The sequence below is a fragment of the Pseudomonas sp. SCA2728.1_7 genome, from assembly GCF_018138145.1.
Taxonomy (GTDB): domain Bacteria; phylum Pseudomonadota; class Gammaproteobacteria; order Pseudomonadales; family Pseudomonadaceae; genus Aquipseudomonas; species Aquipseudomonas koreensis_A.
In genome coordinates, this window is record NZ_CP073104.1 from 5,757,562 (window position 1) to 5,775,304 (window position 17,743).

Genomic DNA, 17,743 nt, shown 5'->3' on the forward strand with positions numbered 1-17,743 from the left:
ATCCCAACTTTCGAGGACCTGAATCATGTTGAAAGGCTACGGGGCTGTCATCCTCGATGGCGCATGGCTGACGCTTCAGCTCGCCTTGTCGTCCATGGCTCTGGCCATCGTTCTCGGGCTGATCGGTGTCGCGTTGCGCCTGTCGCCAGTGCGCTGGCTGGCCTGGCTGGGCGATCTGTATTCCACGGTGATCCGCGGGATTCCCGATCTGGTGCTGATCCTGCTGATCTTCTACGGCGGTCAGGACTTGCTCAACCGCGTCGCACCGATGCTCGGCTATGACGACTACATCGATTTGAATCCGCTGGCCGCCGGTATCGGCACCCTCGGTTTCATCTTCGGTGCGTACCTGTCGGAAACCTTCCGTGGCGCGTTCATGGCCATTCCCAAAGGTCAGGCCGAAGCGGGCATGGCGTACGGCATGAGCAGTTTTCAGGTGTTCTTCCGGGTGATGGTGCCGCAGATGATTCGCCTGGCGATTCCGGGCTTCACCAACAACTGGCTGGTACTCACCAAGGCCACCGCGCTGATTTCCGTGGTCGGTCTGCAAGACATGATGTTCAAGGCCAAGCAGGCGGCAGATGCCACCCGCGAGCCTTTCACCTTCTTCCTCGCAGTGGCGGCGATGTACCTGGTGATCACCAGTGTTTCGTTGCTGATCCTGCGTCAACTTGAGAAGCGCTACTCGGTAGGCGTAAGGGCGGCTGATCTATGATCTTCGACTACAACGTCATTTGGGAGGCCATGCCGCTGTACCTCGGCGGCTTGCTGACCACCCTCAAACTGCTCGCGCTGTCGCTGTTTTTCGGTCTGCTCGCGGCCCTGCCGCTGGGGCTGATGCGCGTCTCGAAGAACCCGGTCGTCAACGGCGCCGCGTGGCTGTACACCTACGTGATCCGTGGCACGCCGATGCTGGTGCAACTGTTCCTGATCTACTACGGTCTGGCGCAGTTCGAAGCGGTACGCGAAAGCTTCTTGTGGCCGTGGCTGTCCAGCGCAACGTTCTGCGCGTGCCTGGCCTTTGCGGTCAACACCAGCGCCTACACCGCTGAGATCATTGCCGGCAGCCTCAAGGCCACGCCGAACGGTGAGATCGAAGCGGCCAAGGCCATGGGCATGTCGCGCTTCAAACTGTACAAGCGCATCCTGCTGCCATCGGCCCTGCGCCGGGCACTGCCGCAGTACAGCAACGAAGTGATCATGATGCTGCAGACCACCAGTCTGGCCTCCATCGTCACCCTGATCGACATCACCGGTGCGGCGCGCACCGTCAACGCGCAGTTCTATCTGCCGTTCGAGGCGTACATCACCGCTGGCGTGTTCTACCTGTGCCTGACGTTCATTCTGGTCAAGCTGTTCAAACTGGCCGAGCGTCGCTGGTTGAGCTACCTGGCCCCGCGGAAGCACTGATATGGAACGCATCGACCACGTATTGCCGTGGAGCCATCTGGGCAGCGAGCGCAAGATTTCGGTGTTCCGCTTCGGGCATGGCGAGCGCAAGGCCTACATTCAGGCCAGCCTCCATGCTGACGAATTGCCGGGCATGCGTACCGCCTGGGAGCTGAAAAAGCGCCTCGGCGAGCTCGAAGCCAAAGGCTTGCTCAACGGTGTCATCGAACTGGTGCCAGTCGCCAACCCGTTGGGTCTTGGGCAGTTGCTGCAAGGCAATCACCAGGGCCGTTTCGAGGCCGGCAGCGGCAAGAATTTCAACCGTGATTTTGTTGAGCTGAGCGCGCCGGTTGCGGCGGCATTGGCTGACAGCCTTGGTGATGATCCGCACGCCAATGTGCGCCTGATCCGTCAGGCGATGGCCGATCACTTGGCGGCATTGCCGGAAGCGAGCAGCCAGTTGCAAGGCATGCAACGTGTGTTGCTCAGCCACGCTTGCAGCGCTGATGTGGTGCTTGACTTGCACTGCGATGCTGAAGCCGCGCTGCACATGTATGCGTTGCCGCAGCACTGGCCGCAGTGGCGTTCACTGGCGGCGCATCTGAATGTGAAGGTCGGATTGCTCGCGGAAGATTCCGGCGGCAGCTCGTTCGATGAAGCGTGTTCGCTGCCGTGGTTGCGTCTGTCGCGGCAGTTCCCCGATGCGCAAATTCCGCTGGCGTGCCTGGCGACGACCATTGAGCTGGGCGGTCAGGCCGACACCGGTCGCGCTGAAGCCTGTGCGTATGCTGAAGGCATTCTCGCGTTCCTCGCCGAGCAAGGCTTGATCACCGGCGAGTGGCCGAACCCGGCGCACGAAGCCTGTGAGGGCATGCCGTTCGAAGGCACCGAGTTGCTGTTCGCGCCGCACCCTGGCGTGGTGAGTTTTCTGCGCAAGCCCGGCGAGTGGGTCGAGGCCGGCGACGAGATTTTTGAAGTGATTGATCCTCTGTCCGATCGGGTCAGCACGGTATGTGCTGGTACCTCCGGGGTGCTGTTTGCCATTGAACGGCTGCGTTATGCCCAACCCGGTTTCTGGCTGGCCAAGGTGGCGGGGCGCGAAGCGCTGCGTCACGGGCGCTTGCTCAACGACTGACTGACTGTTTTTGTGAGAACCGACCGCATGTACAAACTTGAAGTCCAAGACCTGCATAAACGCTATGGCAGTCACGAAGTGCTCAAGGGCGTGTCCCTGAAAGCGGCAGCCGGCGATGTGATCAGCATCATCGGCTCCAGTGGCTCCGGCAAAAGTACTTTCCTGCGCTGCATCAACCTGCTCGAGCAGCCGCACGCGGGCAAGATTCTGCTCAACAACGAAGAGCTGAAACTGGTAGCGAACAAGGACGGCGCGCTGAAAGCCGCTGATCCGAAGCAGCTGCAACGCATGCGTTCGCGCCTGTCGATGGTGTTCCAGCATTTCAACTTGTGGTCGCACATGACTGCAATTGAAAACATCATGGAAGCGCCGGTTCACGTGCTCGGCGTACCCAAGTACGAAGCCCGCGAGAAAGCCGAGTACTACCTGAACAAGGTCGGCGTGGCCCATCGTAAAGACGCGTTCCCTGGGCACATGTCCGGTGGCGAGCAGCAGCGTGTGGCGATTGCCCGTGCGCTGGCGATGGAACCTGAGGTAATGCTGTTCGACGAACCGACCTCGGCGCTCGACCCTGAATTGGTTGGCGACGTGTTGAAGGTGATGCAAGCACTGGCTCAGGAAGGTCGCACCATGGTCGTGGTCACGCACGAAATGGGTTTTGCGCGTGAAGTGTCGAACCAGTTGGTGTTCCTGCACAAAGGCGTTGTTGAAGAAAGCGGCAACCCGCGTGAAGTGCTGGTGAATCCGCAATCGGAACGCTTGCAACAATTCCTCTCGGGCAGCCTCAAGTAATCGCTGCCGTTATGCACCAGATTAGGTCATGCTTCGCGACCTAGAGACTGACCGAGATCCCTTGTAGGAGTGAGCCTGCTCGCGAAAGCGGTGGTTCAGACAGCAGTAATGTTGACTGTTACACCGCCATCGCGAGCAGGCTCACTCCTACATTTGAGCTGTGCAGTTTCAAGATTTGTGTTCATTTACGGGCTAGCATTGGCCCATGCCTTCATCACTGTTCTTCGCTTCGGATTGCCCGCCCATGACTGCCCATCGAATTGGTTTCCTGATTTGGCCCAGCACTAAAGCGTTGACGCTGGCGCTGGCGGAGGAAGCCTTGCGTGTTGCTCAGCGGGTGCACCCGGACGTGGTTTACGAACTGTCGTTCCTGCAAGCCGAGCCACCGGCTGAAGGTGCCTGGCAATTGCCCGGCGAAGCCTGGACCGGCAAGCTCGAAAATTTCCAGAAACTGTTCCTGCTCGCTGACGAGCCGCCGACCACATTGGCGCCGGCACTCAGCAGTGCGCTCAAGCAACTGGTGCGTGCGGGAACCGTCATCGGCGGTTTGTCCGCTGGCGTTTATCCCTTGGCGCAACTCGGTTTGCTCGACGGTTATCGCGCTGCCGTGCATTGGCGCTGGCAGGACGATTTTGCCGAGCGTTTCCCGAAAGTCATCGCCACCAGTCACCTGTTCGACTGGGATCGCGATCGCCTGACCGCCTGCGGCGGCATGTCCGTGCTCGATCTGTTGCTGGCGGTACTCGCCCGCGATCACGGTGCGGAACTGGCCGGTGCGGTCTCGGAAGAACTGGTGGTTGAACGCATTCGTGAAGGCGGCGAGCGCCAGCGCATCCCGCTGCAAAACCGTCTCGGCTCCAGTCATCCAAAACTCACCCAAGCGGTGTTGCTGATGGAAGCCAACATCGAAGAGCCGCTGACCACCGACGAAATCGCCCAGCACGTGTGCGTATCCCGTCGTCAGTTGGAACGGATCTTCAAGCAATACCTCAACCGTGTGCCGAGCCAGTACTACCTGGAATTGCGCCTGAACAAGGCCCGGCAGATGTTGATGCAAACCAGCAAGTCGATCATCCAGATCGGCCTCTCGTGTGGCTTCTCCTCGGGGCCGCATTTCTCCAGCGCCTATCGCAACTTCTTCGGTGCCACGCCGCGGGAAGATCGCAACCAGCGGCGCAGCAGCAGCCCGTTCGAATTGTCGTCAGTGCCACCCGAGCGCGGTTAGACCGCGTCGAGCGCCGGGGTCAATCGGAAAACGAAAGGTCCTGGAAGTCATCCAGCGCTTCGTTTGTGCTGGCTCGCGTTTCTCGATCCTCCAGTCTGCGGGCGATCAGTGCCTCGTTGTACGTTCTCAGGCGATGCTCGCTCTGCGTGCTTAATGGATTGCCACTGAAGTCATAAGTGGCCCCTGAACCGAGGGTCGGTGACGGCAGCGGGTCAGGAAGCTCGGTAATGGCGTTGGCGGACAGATCGGCATAATTCAAACGGGGCAGTTCGAAAAGCCCGGCTGGAAGGTCACTCAACCCGCTGTGGCCCAGATGTAACGAGTAGCACGTCCGCAGGTTTCGCAGGTCTGGTGCCAGCCCCAGCGGGTTGTGGCTCAGGTCGAGAACTTGCAGGTTTTCCATGCGTGCCAGGGCGCTCACCGTTTGCGCGTTCAGGGTGATTTGGCAATCGGGCAGTTCCAGGTGAGTCAGCTTGTTCAAGGTGAATACCGCTTGGGGGATCTCATTGAGCTGATAGGCCCGTATGTCCAGTTGCTCCAGATTCGGCAGCAGCTCAAGCAGGCGATCAACCCGAGGATGTACTTTCGCGGTACTGGTCAGTGTCAGCTCGCTGATCTGCTCGAAGCGCCCACTCAGTGTTGGCAACTCGCCGGTGAACGAAAGATCACAGGTGAGTTCGGTGGAGGAAAAACCTATCGGAGCTTCGCGCAATCTGCGTTCCAGGCCATTTACGAACCAGGCTCTTTTGGCATTTTCCTGCCGCAGTGCTTCGCCCCCCAGGGTGGCGCCTGTGACTGGATCGCGCGGGGCCTCCTTCGCCCAGGCCCCGAGTTCGCCCAGTAATGCCGCAAGGTCGCTCTGCCGGCGCAGCAATTCAAGATGCCCCTCGGCGAGCGTGCCGGGCAGCCTGTAGATCAGATGGTTAGCATCGACTTCGCTGATGCGTGGGTATAACGATTGCGTCAGGGCAATGTCCGCTTCTGCGGCCGTTACACCCAGATGCTGGCGAGTGATCTGATAGTCGGTTTTGATTCGGTCTCTGGCGGCGGCGGACAGCGGATTGGCCCGCAGGTCGACCCCGTTGGCAGCGAAGCCAGTCATGTCTTGCGGCAAATCGACTATGGCGTTTTCGCTCAGCAGCGCGTAGCGCAGCCGCGGCAATTGGCCCACGCCGACGGGAACCTGGCTGATAGCGGTGCGACTGAGGTCGAGTGTCATCAGAACTCGCAATGAGCTGACATCCGGCGCGGTGCCAAGGGGGTTGTTGTACAGGTCCAGCGCCTTCAGGCGACTCAGTCCGGTCAGCGTGGTCTGCCCCACGCTATCGAGAACGATGCCGCAACTGCTCAGCGTCAGTGTTTCCACAGCCGGCATCAGTGAGAGTGCACGGGGCATCCGGCCCAAGGCAAAACTGCGCAGTTCCAGCACCTGCAATCCGCTGAAGCACGACAGAAAACCCGTGGGTGCATTCAACGCCTCATTGCCGCGTATGGACAGACGGATGACGTGGCTGAAATCGGCCGTCAACGACGGTAATTCACCGGCGAAGGACGCATCAAATTCCAGCGAGTTCAGCCTCAACTCGAGTTTGTTCGGGTTTCTGCCGCGCCAGAATTCCTCCAGTTTCTCACTGAACTGTTTCCTGTTGCTCCTTTCCAGTGTTCGTCGGAATGCCCCCCAGTGTTCGCCGGTCGCAGGGTTGCGCACCGGTACGCGTTCGGTCCAGGTATTGAGGTCGCTGAGCATCTGGCTGATCTCCACCTCCCAGCGCGCCAGTTGCGCCGTACCGGCCTGCAAGCTGCCAGGCAGGTGATAGATCATGTGACTGGCGTCGTCGACATCCATCTCCGGGTACAGCCGTAGCGCGCTGCTCAGATCGCTGACGTCCGGCATCACATCGAAGTGGCGTCCGTGCTCGACATAAAAAGTCTTGATACGTTCGCGAGCCGCCAGGGACAGCGGGTTGTTGCCCAGATTGAGCCCGTCGGCAAGGTCCAGATCGATGCTGAAAAAAGCCTCGGGGAGATCGCTGATACGGTTGTCGTTCAACAGGGCGTTTTTCAGGTTCGGATGCCTGGCGATGCCTTCGGGCAGGGCGGGAATACCGGTATTGGTCAGCAGAATGTCACGCATGGCCGGGAAGGACTGAAGATCAGGTGCCGTCGATAGCGGGTTGTGGCTCAGATCCAGCAGTTCAAGGTTTTGCCGTGTCGCAAGGGTGCTCTGGTCGAGGGCGGTGAAGGTGATGCCGCAATCGCTCAGCGTCAGTTCCTTGAGCTTCGTCAGACGAGTCACGGTCTGGGGGATTTCATCCAGCGGGAATTTTCGCAGTTCCAGTTCCCGCGCGTTCACGAACAAATCGGTCAACGCATCCGGTGCGCCGATGGCGGCGTTGCCTTTGAGTTTCACGCCAGACACATGGCTGAAATCCGTGGTCAGTTGGGGGAAGTCTCCAAAGAACCTCAGGTCGGCTTCGAGAAAGTCGGCGCGCATCCCTGATTCGCCATAGCGGTGACGCCAGAATCGTTCCAGCTGCTGGCCGAATTCGGATCGGGCGGCGTACTGGTCGAACAGCTCAATGGCCGTGAGGATCTGCCCAGTGAGCGGGTGAGTGCTTGGCACCTGGGGAGCCCACAAGGTCAGGTCGGTGGTCATCTGATTGAGTTCGGCGCGCCATTGAACGAGCTGCGTCCGGCCATCTGCCAAAGTGCCTGGCAAGTCATAGAACACATCGCTGGCCTCTTGTTCGTCCAGGGACGGGAACAGTTGACGCATCAGGGCGATGTCGCCTTCATCGGCGCGCACGTCGAAGTCGAAACCGGTGCGTCGGTAATAGGCTTTTATTTTATTGTGCGTTGCACTCGATAGCGGATTGTCGGAGAAGTCCAGTCCGTCACTTTGATTGGCCGTCATTTCAAAAACGGTATCGGGGATTTCGCTGATACGGTTGCCGCTGAGAATCGCGGTGCGCAGGTGCGGGTGGCTGGTCAGTCCGTCGGGCACTACGTTGATGCCGGTGTTGGACAGATCGAGGTAGGTCAGCTCGGGCAGCATATTCAGATCGGGGAAGGTCCCCAGCGGGTTGTTGCTCAAATCCAGCGTATGCAGGTTGTTGAGTGATACCAGTGTCGCCTGATTTTCCGGGGTCAGCACCACACCGCAGTCGTTGAGCTCGAGGACATTGAGGCCCGGCAGCCTGATCTCTGACAGCGCAACCGGCTCAAGGTCGAAGGCGTGCAATTCCAGCGTGTTCAAATGTTCAAAACGGCGCACGAATGGCAACAGAGCGGTGATGTTTTTGTTGCCCGTCAGCCTTAACCGGGAAACATGGCCGAAGTTGGCGCTGAGAGCGGGCATGTTTCCGGCGAAGTCCAGATTGGCCGCCAGTTCGCTTTGCCTGGCCGACGCCGATCTGTTGCGCCAGAACTGCTCCAGGTTATTGCGGAACGTCTCCCTTGCACTGCGTTCCAGGACTTGCTCCTCGAGCGTCAACGGGCGCTTGAACACGGGGTCGAGCGCCGGAGTCTGCTGGGCCCACGCGTCCAGTTCGGTTTTCAGCGTGCTGAGTTCGGCTTCCCAGCGGGCCAGTTGGGCTCGACCTTCAACCAGGGGGCCGGGTATCCGATACAGAAGTTCACTGGCCTGATCAATCTCCAGCGCCGGAAACAGTGCCACCGCGCGCTCGATGTCTGCAGCCTCCGGCCGTACCCCGAAGTGTTTTCCGGTGTGGTTGTAGAACGTCTTGACCTTCTCTCGCGTTGCCGCCGTCAGCGGGTTGTCCGCAAACCCGAAACCGTCACTGAGCGAGCTGGCCAGATTGAAAAAGGATGGCGGTATTTCGGTGATCCGGTTGCCCTGGAAATTGCCGGAAATCAGCACCGGATGATCGAGCAGATTGTCCGGCAGCGTCGAAATACCGGTTCGCGACAGATTGACGTAGCGCAGCGAGGGTAGAGCGCTGATATCGGGTAGCGCATTCAGCGGATTACCGCGCAGGTCCAGCAGCGAGAGCTTGGGCAATGCCGCAAACACTGCCTGGTTGGCCGCCGAGTGGCTGACGCCGCAGTTGCGCAGGATCAACTGGCGCAGATGGGGCATGGCGGTCAAGGCTTGGGGCAGATTCGGCAGGTTGAGGTTTTGCGCATCCAGATACAGCATTCCCGGAAAGCGTTGCAGAAAAACATCCACGGCCCCGGTACTGGCACTGCCATTGATCGAGAGCATGGAGACGTGGCTGAAATCCGCCTCCAGCAAAGGCAGGTCACCGACGATCGGTTCAGCGATCTGCAGCATGTAGCCTGAGGGCCCGCGAGTCTGTCTGCGCCAGCAGCGTAAAAGTGCCTCTCTGAACAGGGCACGATTCTGCCGGGCTGCCCGGCGCTGCATGTAGGTCAATGGCAGGCCGCTGGCCGGGTCGTTGGCGGGGACATCGGTTTCCCAGCGACGCAGGTCATCACTGAGCTTGAAGTGCTCGTCGCGACGTGCGGCCAGTTCAGCGTTGAGTGCTGTCGGATCATTCTGGAACGGGGCGACATAAGCTCGTGCTTCGTCGGTGGAAATGCCTCGAAAGACCTCTTGGGCGCGCTCTTCGGGGCTGATGATTCGCTGGCCGGTGGTGGTCAGGTTGTCCTGGTTTTCAATGCCCACCGCACCGAGTTCGCCCGCCTCAAAAAAATCGACATCTTCAACGCGCCTGGGTGTATTCAGTCGCTGATTGCCAAAGCCTTCAAGGCGCAGCGTATCGACGACAGGCTGGCGGATCGGCGCCTCGAACAACACGGTGCGCAGCTCGTTGCGCGCCAGTGTCCGCTCACGGATCGCCGAGTACAGCCGATCGTTCTGGCCAATCTGCATCTTCAGGTTTTGGCGTTCACCGTCGGGCAACGCATACAAAACGCTGGAGTAGAAATCAGTGGCCGAATGCAGTTCCTGACCGCGTTCGTCATAGGGCTGGTAGCGACCGTCCTGTTGGCGAACCAGTACTTTGCGTGCGGGCGCGGTTTCGATGCCGATGCTGTTGAGTACGAGACCTTCGTAGCGTTCATCGCGGATTTCGAGGCGTACGTCGCCGCTCCAGCCTGGCAATAGCTTGATGCTGTGCAGAGCGAGTGCATCGGAATCGGGATTGTTCATCGAGTCCAGTGCCAGCCCTTCGTAAGCACGGGTGACGCGTACTTCCTGATTGGCCAGTTGCATGAGGTCCTGTTGACGCTCCGGCAGGTCTCCCTCGTTGATCTGCAACAGCTCGCTGCCACTGGCGGTGTCGAGCAGTTCCCGGGTGATGCTGGCCGGCAGTGTCGGATCGCGGCTGACAAGGGCTTGGGCCAACGGGTCGTCGACACGCTGGAGTGCCTGATAGCGCGATTCGAACAGCGAGCTGCGATGGCGGCGGGCGAGACCGGCCAGTTGCTGACGCAGGGTTTGGCTGCGCACGCCAAGCGAAGGCATTGGTCCGCCGAATGGTTCTGCGAGCAGGGCTCTGGCTTGTTGTTCGTCGAGGGCAGCCAGCAGGCTCTTGAGCAGATCGCCGTCGATCAGGCGACTTTGATCAAGCTCGGTCAGCGGCAAGGTTTCGTCCGCCGAAGATTGCCAGACCAACTCGCCCTGCTGGTTGATCAAACGCAGACGCTGGTTGTCTGGCCAGCGGCCGTGTTGCGTCAGCAGTTGCAACTGCGTCACGGGGTCGGCCCGCAGGAATTCCTCGCTGACGTCGCTATCGAGCTGATTGATCAGGCGTTGCAGTTGCTGATCGATCTTGAAGCGCTGGATGCTATCAGCCAGCAGGGGTGGCGGCGTTTGCTGATCGACATGCATTTTGCGCACGGCATCTTCGGTGACGCCGCTGACCCGCAGCAATGCCTCGCGCTCGGTCGGTGAGAACGACTCGACTGCCGGACCGATTCGCCGCAGCGCCGTGTCGGTGTCCCACTCCAGTGGTCGTTCCAGCTCGGTGTGCCAGGCGCCGGCGCCATTGTGCCGCACCACCGGCTGGTAAGCGCCGGGTCGGGTCGGGTGATCAATGCGGTACTGGCCGGGAACCGCGCCTTCACTGACTGCAAAGTGGGCATTCTCAAGTGGCAGCAGTTGTTTGTCCTGGTGAGTGTGCAAGCCCAGTTCATTGGGTATTGAACTGGCATCGGGTTCTGCCGGGTGTTGGTACCGGGCCAGATCGGGCTCCCAGTAGCGGGTTGCACCGCTGGCCAGCTTCACAGGCTTGAAGCGATCGATGAATGCGACAACTTCCTTGGGCAAGACTTTGCGAAACTCGCCGGCGCCAATCGCACCGCCCATGCCGAAGATACCCAGCTGGATCAACGATTCGACGGTGCCCATCAGGTGTGTGAATGCTTCGGTCGTGCGCCCCTGTCCCCATTCGATGATGCCCTCGAAGGCTTCATCGAGCATTTGATAGGCCATATAGGCCATCATTGCTTCACCCAGCACCGGCACGAACGGTGCGACGATCAGCGCGGCGGCCTGCACGATGTTGGAGATGACGTTGCTCACCGAATCCCAGAACGCCCAGCGTGCTTTTTGATCGACGATAGCGGTGGGTACGGCGATCACTCGGGCGTCATTGAAGATCTTGTTCAGTTTCGTTTGGTAAAGGTGTTGCCACAGACCGTCATGGAACGGCGTCAGCGTGGTCTGCAGATCGGGATGCTCGACGGGCGTTTCGCGCCACGCGGGCAGTGAGCTGCCGGGCTCTGGCGGATGCCACTCGATCTTCGTCAAGCGGCTATTGAGGGTGCTGAAGAAAAAGCCGCGATGTTCGTGGTTCACGAAGCGGCTGAAAAACTGCTGGTAGTCTTTCGAGCGTAACTGGCGCGTCAGTTCGACGATCAGATCGTTGGTCGAGGCGTATTCCTTGAAGGGGTGCTCGGGATCATCGGGGACGTAAGCCACCACGCGCGCAGGGTCGCGTGATGCGTACAGATCAGGGGCAAACACGACGATGCCGGTGAGCGGCGCGCACAGCATCCCCATGTCATGGCACACCACAGGCGCCCCGCTGACATACAGACCTTTCATGCCGTCGAGCACGGCGTCGATCAAGCGAAAGTAACTTTCCGACACGTCGCGGTTCATCCGCGCCCACTGCAGGGCGGCTTTCATCGCGGCTTTCTGGCTGTCGTCCAGTTTGCTGCGCAGTACGGCAGCCACCATCGGATCGGTGTAACCGAGGTTATCTTCGAGATGAGTTTTGTACTGCGCGCCGATATCCAGCCTTCGGCACAGCCTGGTGAAGGCAGCAATGCTCAGTTTGGCCTTGATCGACGGCAGGGTCATGAACTGGCCGGAGGTGGAAGGCCGGGTGACAAAGGTCGAGTCAACGTCGAAGGCGTCATCGCGGGTCTCCGCTTCCTCGAAGTTGTGCAGCGCAGCCTCCAGTAACGAAACAGTCCAGGCGCGTGTACCGGTTCTGATCGGGAACCAGGGGGTCGTCGCGGGGATATACAGGCGCACAAAGGTGTTGCGCACATCCAGATCCAGGTCGAAGTTTTTTTTCAGTTCCTCCTTGAGCAAGGGTTCGGCAAAGGCGCTGGCGTCCTGCAGGTGCTCCAGGCTTTGGTCGACCTTGCTTTGCGCGGCCCAGTGCGCGGCGTTGAGGGTCTTCATCTGTTGATGCTGTTCGGCGGGGGCCGATTGGAGTGAGGTGGACAGGCGGGGCAGACTGTTCTGGAATGCCTGGCGGCGGGTCGATGAAGCGTTGCCGAGCCAGTCGGGCAGAGCGTTTTTCAGCGGCAGATAATGATCGTCTTGATACTGCTCGTCACTCGTGGCGGTCGAGGCTGCCGCAGGGTGTCGTTGAGTCAGGTGCATGGGCCAATCCTTGGCGTTGAAAGAACGCGCAGCAAATCAGGAATGGGCCACCCTTGTGCGGTACATATTTATATCTTTGTCGCGGGGTTGAATTGGTATTCTCAGCAACCTGCCGCAAATCGGCGGCGCCCGGTAAACTGCGCCTTTGCGACGCTATTTGTCGCATTGCCGTAAACCCGGGAAAATCCGGGGTTTGCGCTATAAGAAGTTGTCGCTTGGCGACAAGGCCGGGCAGAAAACTGTCCTTACAATCCCCCCATCGCTCGCCAGTTTCAGGCGGGTGGCCCTCATCAGGAGACTCCGATGTCCGTTGAGCACGCTGCGGTACAACGCGCCGATTTCGACCAGGTAATGGTTCCCAACTACGCGCCTGCCGCTTTCATTCCGGTGCGTGGCGCCGGTTCCCGTGTCTGGGATCAGGCCGGCCGCGAGCTGATCGACTTCGCCGGCGGGATTGCCGTTAACGTATTGGGCCATGCGCACCCGGCGCTGGTCGGTGCCTTGACCGAGCAAGCGAACAAGCTGTGGCACGTGTCCAACGTGTTCACCAACGAACCGGCCTTGCGTCTGGCGCACAAGCTGATCGACGCCACGTTCGCCGAGCGCGTGTTCTTCTGCAACTCCGGCGCTGAAGCCAACGAGGCCGCGTTCAAGCTGGCCCGTCGTGTGGCGTTCGACCGTTTCGGCACCGAGAAGTACGAAATCATCGCCGCGCTGAACAGCTTCCACGGCCGTACCCTGTTCACCGTCAACGTCGGTGGCCAGTCGAAGTACTCCGACGGTTTCGGCCCGAAAATCACCGGCATCACCCACGTGCCTTATAACGACCTGGCCGCGCTGAAAGCCGCCGTTTCCGACAAGACCTGTGCGGTCGTGCTGGAACCGATTCAAGGTGAGGGCGGCGTACTGCCAGCCGAACTAGCCTACCTGCAAGGTGCCCGCGAACTCTGCGACGCGAACAACGCGCTGCTGGTGTTCGACGAAGTGCAGACCGGCATGGGTCGCAGCGGCAAGCTGTTCGCCTACCAGCATTACGGCGTGACCCCGGACATCCTGACCAGCGCGAAGAGCCTGGGCGGTGGTTTCCCGATCGCGGCGATGCTGACCACCGAAGCGCTGGCCAAACATCTGGTCGTCGGCACTCACGGCACCACTTACGGCGGCAACCCGCTGGCGTGTGCGGTAGCGGAAGCCGTGATCGACGTGATCAACACCCCGGAAGTGCTGAACGGCGTGAACGCCAAGCACGACAAGTTCAAGGCGCGCCTTGAGCAGATCGGCGAGAAATACGGCCTGTTCACCCAAGTGCGTGGCCTCGGTCTGCTGATCGGTTGCGTGCTGAGCGATGCCTGGAAAGGCAAGGCCAAAGACATCTTCAACGCCGCTGAAAAAGAAGGCCTGATGATTCTGCAAGCCGGCCCGGACGTGATCCGTTTCGCCCCGAGCCTGGTGGTGGAAGACGCTGATATCGATGCCGGCCTGGATCGTTTCGAACGCGCTGCCGCAGCACTGACGCAAGCCTGATAGACCCTTCGGCGCCTGGAGTTTTTCAGGCGTCGATCAAAATTTTATGCCGGACCAGATCAACTGTAGGAGTGAGCCTGCTCGCGATTGCGGTATGTCAGTCGACTCATTGGTTTCTGACAGACCGCAATCGCGAGCAGGCTCACTCCTACATTGATCTCTATGTAGGCCCGGTTATTTTTCTGTGAATTGATAAGAGAAAAGGAGTGACACCATGCTGGTGATGCGCCCCGCGCAAATGGCTGATCTGGGCGAGGTACAGCGTCTGGCTGCGGACAGCCCGATTGGTGTCACTTCCTTGCCGGATGACGTGGAACGTCTGAGCGACAAGATCGCTGCAAGCGAAGCTTCGTTCGCTGCCGAAGTGAGTTTCAACGGTGAAGAGAGTTACTTCTTCGTCCTCGAAGATTCCACCACTGGCAAGCTGGTCGGCTGCTCGGCGATTGTCGCCTCGGCGGGTTATTCGGAGCCGTTCTACAGCTTCCGCAACGAGACCTTCGTGCACGCCTCGCGCGAGCTGAAGATCCACAACAAGATCCACGTGCTCTCGCAGTGCCACGATCTGACCGGCAACAGCTTGCTGACCAGCTTCTACGTGCAGCGTGAGTTAGTCGGTTCGCCGTGGTCGGAACTCAACTCCCGTGGCCGTTTGCTGTTCGTCGCCAGCCACCCGGAGCGTTTTGCCGATTCGGTAGTGACCGAGATTGTCGGTTACAGCGACGAGAACGGCGACTCGCCATTCTGGGACGCGATCGGTCGCAACTTCTTCGACCTCAATTACGCCGAAGCCGAGCGCCTGTGCGGGCTGAAAAGCCGTACTTTCCTCGCCGAACTGATGCCGCATTACCCGATCTACGTGCCGTTGCTGCCGGATTCCGCCCAAGAGGCGATGGGCCAGGTGCACCCGCGTGCGCAGATCACCTTCGACATCCTGATGCGCGAAGGCTTCGAGACCGATCACTACATCGACATTTTCGACGGTGGCCCGACCCTGCATGCACGTGTTTCGGGGATCCGTTCGATCGCCCAGAGCCGCGTGGTGCCAGTGAAAATCGGCGAGCCGGTGAAAGGTGCCGGGCGCCAGTATCTGGTGGCCAACGCGCAGTTGCAGGATTACCGCGCGGTGTTGCTGGAGCTGGACTACGCGCCGGGTAAACCGGTGACTCTGGATCTGGAAGCGGCCGAAGCCCTGGGCGTCGGTGAAGGTGCCAGCGTGCGCCTGGTGGCGGTTTAACGCCTTAGCGAGTTTCACGGGTGGCGAAAGCGGCCCGTTTGAGGAGATAGCATGATTGTTCGTCCCGTACGCAGCAGCGATTTATCCGCGCTGATCGACCTGGCCCGCAGCACCGGCACCGGCCTGACCACATTGCCGGCCAACGAAGAACGTCTGGCCCATCGGGTCGGCTGGGCCGAGAAGACCTTTCGCGGCGAAGCCGGCCGTGGCGATGCGGACTACCTGTTCGTGCTCGAAGATGACGACGGTCGCGTGGTGGGTATTTCTGCGATCGCAGGCGCCGTCGGTATGCGTGAGCCTTGGTATAACTTCCGGGTTGGCCTCACCGTCAGCGCCTCGCAAGAGCTGAACATCTATCGCGAGATTCCGACGCTGTTTCTGGCCAACGACCTGACCGGTAATTCCGAGCTGTGCTCTTTGTTTCTGCACGCCGATTACCGCAGCGGTCTGAACGGTCGCATGCTGTCGAAGGCGCGGATGTTGTTCATCGCCGAATTCCCGGAATTGTTCGGCAACAAGATCATTGCCGAAATGCGCGGTGTCTCCGATGACGCCGGTCGTTCGCCGTTCTGGGAAAGCCTCGGTCGGCACTTCTTCAAAATGGAATTCAGCCAGGCCGATTACCTCACCGGTGTCGGCAACAAGGCGTTCATCGCTGAGCTGATGCCGAAATTCCCGCTGTACACCTGCTTCCTCTCCGAAGGCGCGCGCAGTGTCATCGGTCAGGTTCACCCGGACACCGAGCCAGCCTTGGCGATGCTCAAGGGTGAAGGTTTCAGCTATCAGGGTTACGTCGACATTTTCGACGCCGGCCCGGCCATCGAATGCGAAACCGGCAAGATCCGCGCGGTGCGTGACAGTGAAGCGCTGGTGCTCGCTGTTGGTACACCGGGCGACGACGCGACGCCGTTCATCATCCATAACCGCAAGCGCGAAGACTGCCGCATCACTGCTGCGCCGGCGCGTCTGGCTGCCGGTACGTTGGTGGTCGATCCGCAGACCGCCAAACGTCTTCAACTCAACGCTGGCGACCAAGTGCGCGCCGTGGCGTTGTCCGCTGCACGGGAGTCGAAATAATGAATTCGCTATACATCGCAGGTGAGTGGCTGGCCGGTCAGGGTGAAGCTTTTCAATCGCTGAACCCGGTGACCCAGCAAGTGCTGTGGTCGGGGGAGGGCGCCACCACTGCTCAGGTTGAATCGGCGGTGCAGGCTGCGCGTCAGGCGTTTCCGGGCTGGGCACGTCGTACGCTGGAAGAGCGCATCAGCGTGCTTGAAGCTTTCGCCACGTCGCTGAAAAACCACGCTGACGAACTGGCTCGCACCATTGGTGAAGAGACCGGTAAACCGCTGTGGGAATCTGCGACCGAAGTGACCAGCATGGTCAACAAGATCGCGATATCGGTGCAGAGCTACCGTGAACGTACCGGAGAGAAAAGCGGCCCGCTGGGCGATGCTACTGCAGTGTTGCGCCATAAGCCGCACGGCGTAGTCGCGGTGTTCGGCCCTTACAACTTCCCCGGCCACTTGCCGAACGGTCACATCGTTCCGGCATTGCTGGCCGGTAACAGCGTGCTGTTCAAGCCAAGCGAACTGACGCCGAAAGTCGCCGAGCTGACGGTCAAGTGCTGGATCGAAGCCGGTCTGCCGGCCGGCGTGCTGAACCTGCTGCAAGGCGCTCGCGAAACCGGCATCGCGCTGGCGGCGAACCCGGGCATCGACGGTCTGTTCTTCACCGGTTCCAGCCGCACCGGCAATCACCTGCACCAGCAATTCGCCGGACGTCCGGACAAGATTATGGCGTTGGAGATGGGCGGCAACAACCCGCTGGTGGTCGATCAGGTCGCGGATCTGGATGCGGCGGTTTACACGATCATTCAGTCGGCGTTCATTTCTGCCGGCCAGCGCTGCACGTGCGCGCGCCGTCTGTTGGTACCGCAAGGGACTTGGGGCGACAGTCTGTTGAAGCGTCTGGTTGAAGTCAGCGCGACCATTGAAGTCGGCGCATTCGATCAGCAACCGGCGCCGTTCATGGGTTCAGTGATTTCCCTCGGCGCGGCGAAAGCGCTGATGGACGCTCAAGCACATCTGTTGGCCAACGGCGCGGTGTCGCTGCTGGCGATGACTCAGCCACAGGCACAAGCCGCGCTGCTGACTCCGGGCATTGTCGATGTGACGGCGGTTGCCGAGCGTCCGGACGAAGAACTGTTCGGCCCGTTGCTGCAAGTAATCCGCTACACCGATTTCGAAGCGGCGATCGCTGAGGCCAATGACACGGCATATGGTCTGGCCGCTGGTCTTTTGTCGGATTCCGAAGCGCGTTATCAGCAGTTCTGGCTGGAAAGCCGCGCCGGCATCGTCAACTGGAACAAACAGCTGACCGGTGCTGCGAGCAGCGCGCCGTTCGGCGGTGTCGGTGCTTCGGGCAACCATCGCGCGAGCGCCTATTACGCAGCGGATTACTGCGCGTATCCGGTGGCGTCGCTGGAAACACCGAGCCTGACTTTGCCAGCAGCCCTGACGCCTGGCGTGAAAATGGCGTAACGGCCATCGCGAGCAGGCTCACTCCTACAAGAGCGATGAAAATCCCTGTAGGAGTGAGCCTGCTCGCGATAGCCGC

Annotated in this window: 10 protein-coding genes; 9 read left to right on the plus strand and 1 reads right to left on the minus strand. The window is 60.2% G+C overall.

Annotated features, from left to right (window positions below):
* The first annotated feature begins 25 nt into the window (after positions 1-25).
* From KBP52_RS25760 to argR, 5 genes are all read left to right on the plus strand, one after another.
* Positions 26-715 carry an ABC transporter permease gene (locus tag KBP52_RS25760; protein ID WP_007912702.1) on the plus strand — a complete coding sequence of 230 codons (690 nt, stop codon included), beginning with the start codon at positions 26-28 and terminating at the stop codon, positions 713-715.
* Positions 712-1,410 (plus strand): ABC transporter permease, encoded by a 699-nt coding sequence (locus KBP52_RS25765; RefSeq protein WP_007912703.1) that lies wholly within the window; start codon positions 712-714, stop codon positions 1,408-1,410. Before KBP52_RS25760 ends, KBP52_RS25765 begins: the two co-directional genes overlap by 4 nt.
* 1 nt (position 1,411) lies before the next feature.
* The gene (locus KBP52_RS25770) at positions 1,412-2,524 is read left to right on the plus strand and encodes a M14 family metallopeptidase (protein WP_123594083.1); all 1,113 of its coding nucleotides are present in this window, start codon (positions 1,412-1,414) and stop codon (positions 2,522-2,524) included.
* A gap of 27 nt (positions 2,525-2,551) precedes the next feature.
* Positions 2,552-3,316, plus strand: coding sequence for an ATP-binding cassette domain-containing protein (locus tag KBP52_RS25775; RefSeq protein ID WP_007912705.1), 765 nt, complete (start codon positions 2,552-2,554; stop codon positions 3,314-3,316).
* A gap of 244 nt (positions 3,317-3,560) precedes the next feature.
* Positions 3,561-4,541, plus strand: a complete 981-nt coding sequence (gene argR / locus KBP52_RS25780; RefSeq protein ID WP_034153329.1) for a transcriptional regulator ArgR — start codon at positions 3,561-3,563, stop codon at positions 4,539-4,541.
* 19 nt (positions 4,542-4,560) lie between these two features.
* Here argR and KBP52_RS25785 read toward each other — a convergent pair whose 3' ends face one another.
* On the minus strand, positions 4,561-12,366 hold the full coding sequence (locus tag KBP52_RS25785; RefSeq protein ID WP_212621263.1) for a DUF6543 domain-containing protein: 7,806 nt from the start codon (positions 12,364-12,366) through the stop codon (positions 4,561-4,563).
* Positions 12,367-12,669: 303 nt separating this feature from the next.
* Between KBP52_RS25785 and KBP52_RS25790 the strand changes: the two genes are divergently transcribed.
* The 4 genes from KBP52_RS25790 to astD all read left to right on the plus strand — a co-directional run bounded on the left by KBP52_RS25790 (position 12,670) and on the right by astD (position 17,667).
* Positions 12,670-13,890, plus strand: coding sequence for an aspartate aminotransferase family protein (locus KBP52_RS25790; protein ID WP_008077923.1), 1,221 nt, complete (start codon positions 12,670-12,672; stop codon positions 13,888-13,890).
* A gap of 214 nt (positions 13,891-14,104) precedes the next feature.
* Entirely contained in the window at positions 14,105-15,124 is a 1,020-nt protein-coding gene (gene aruF, locus KBP52_RS25795; protein ID WP_007919353.1) for an arginine/ornithine succinyltransferase subunit alpha, read from the plus strand.
* A gap of 51 nt (positions 15,125-15,175) precedes the next feature.
* Positions 15,176-16,201, plus strand: a complete 1,026-nt coding sequence (astA, locus tag KBP52_RS25800; protein ID WP_077574191.1) for an arginine N-succinyltransferase — start codon at positions 15,176-15,178, stop codon at positions 16,199-16,201.
* Positions 16,198-17,667 (plus strand): succinylglutamate-semialdehyde dehydrogenase, encoded by a 1,470-nt coding sequence (gene astD, locus KBP52_RS25805; protein WP_212623163.1) that lies wholly within the window; start codon positions 16,198-16,200, stop codon positions 17,665-17,667. The genes astA and astD overlap by 4 nt, the downstream gene beginning before the upstream one ends.
* Positions 17,668-17,743 lie beyond the last annotated feature (76 nt).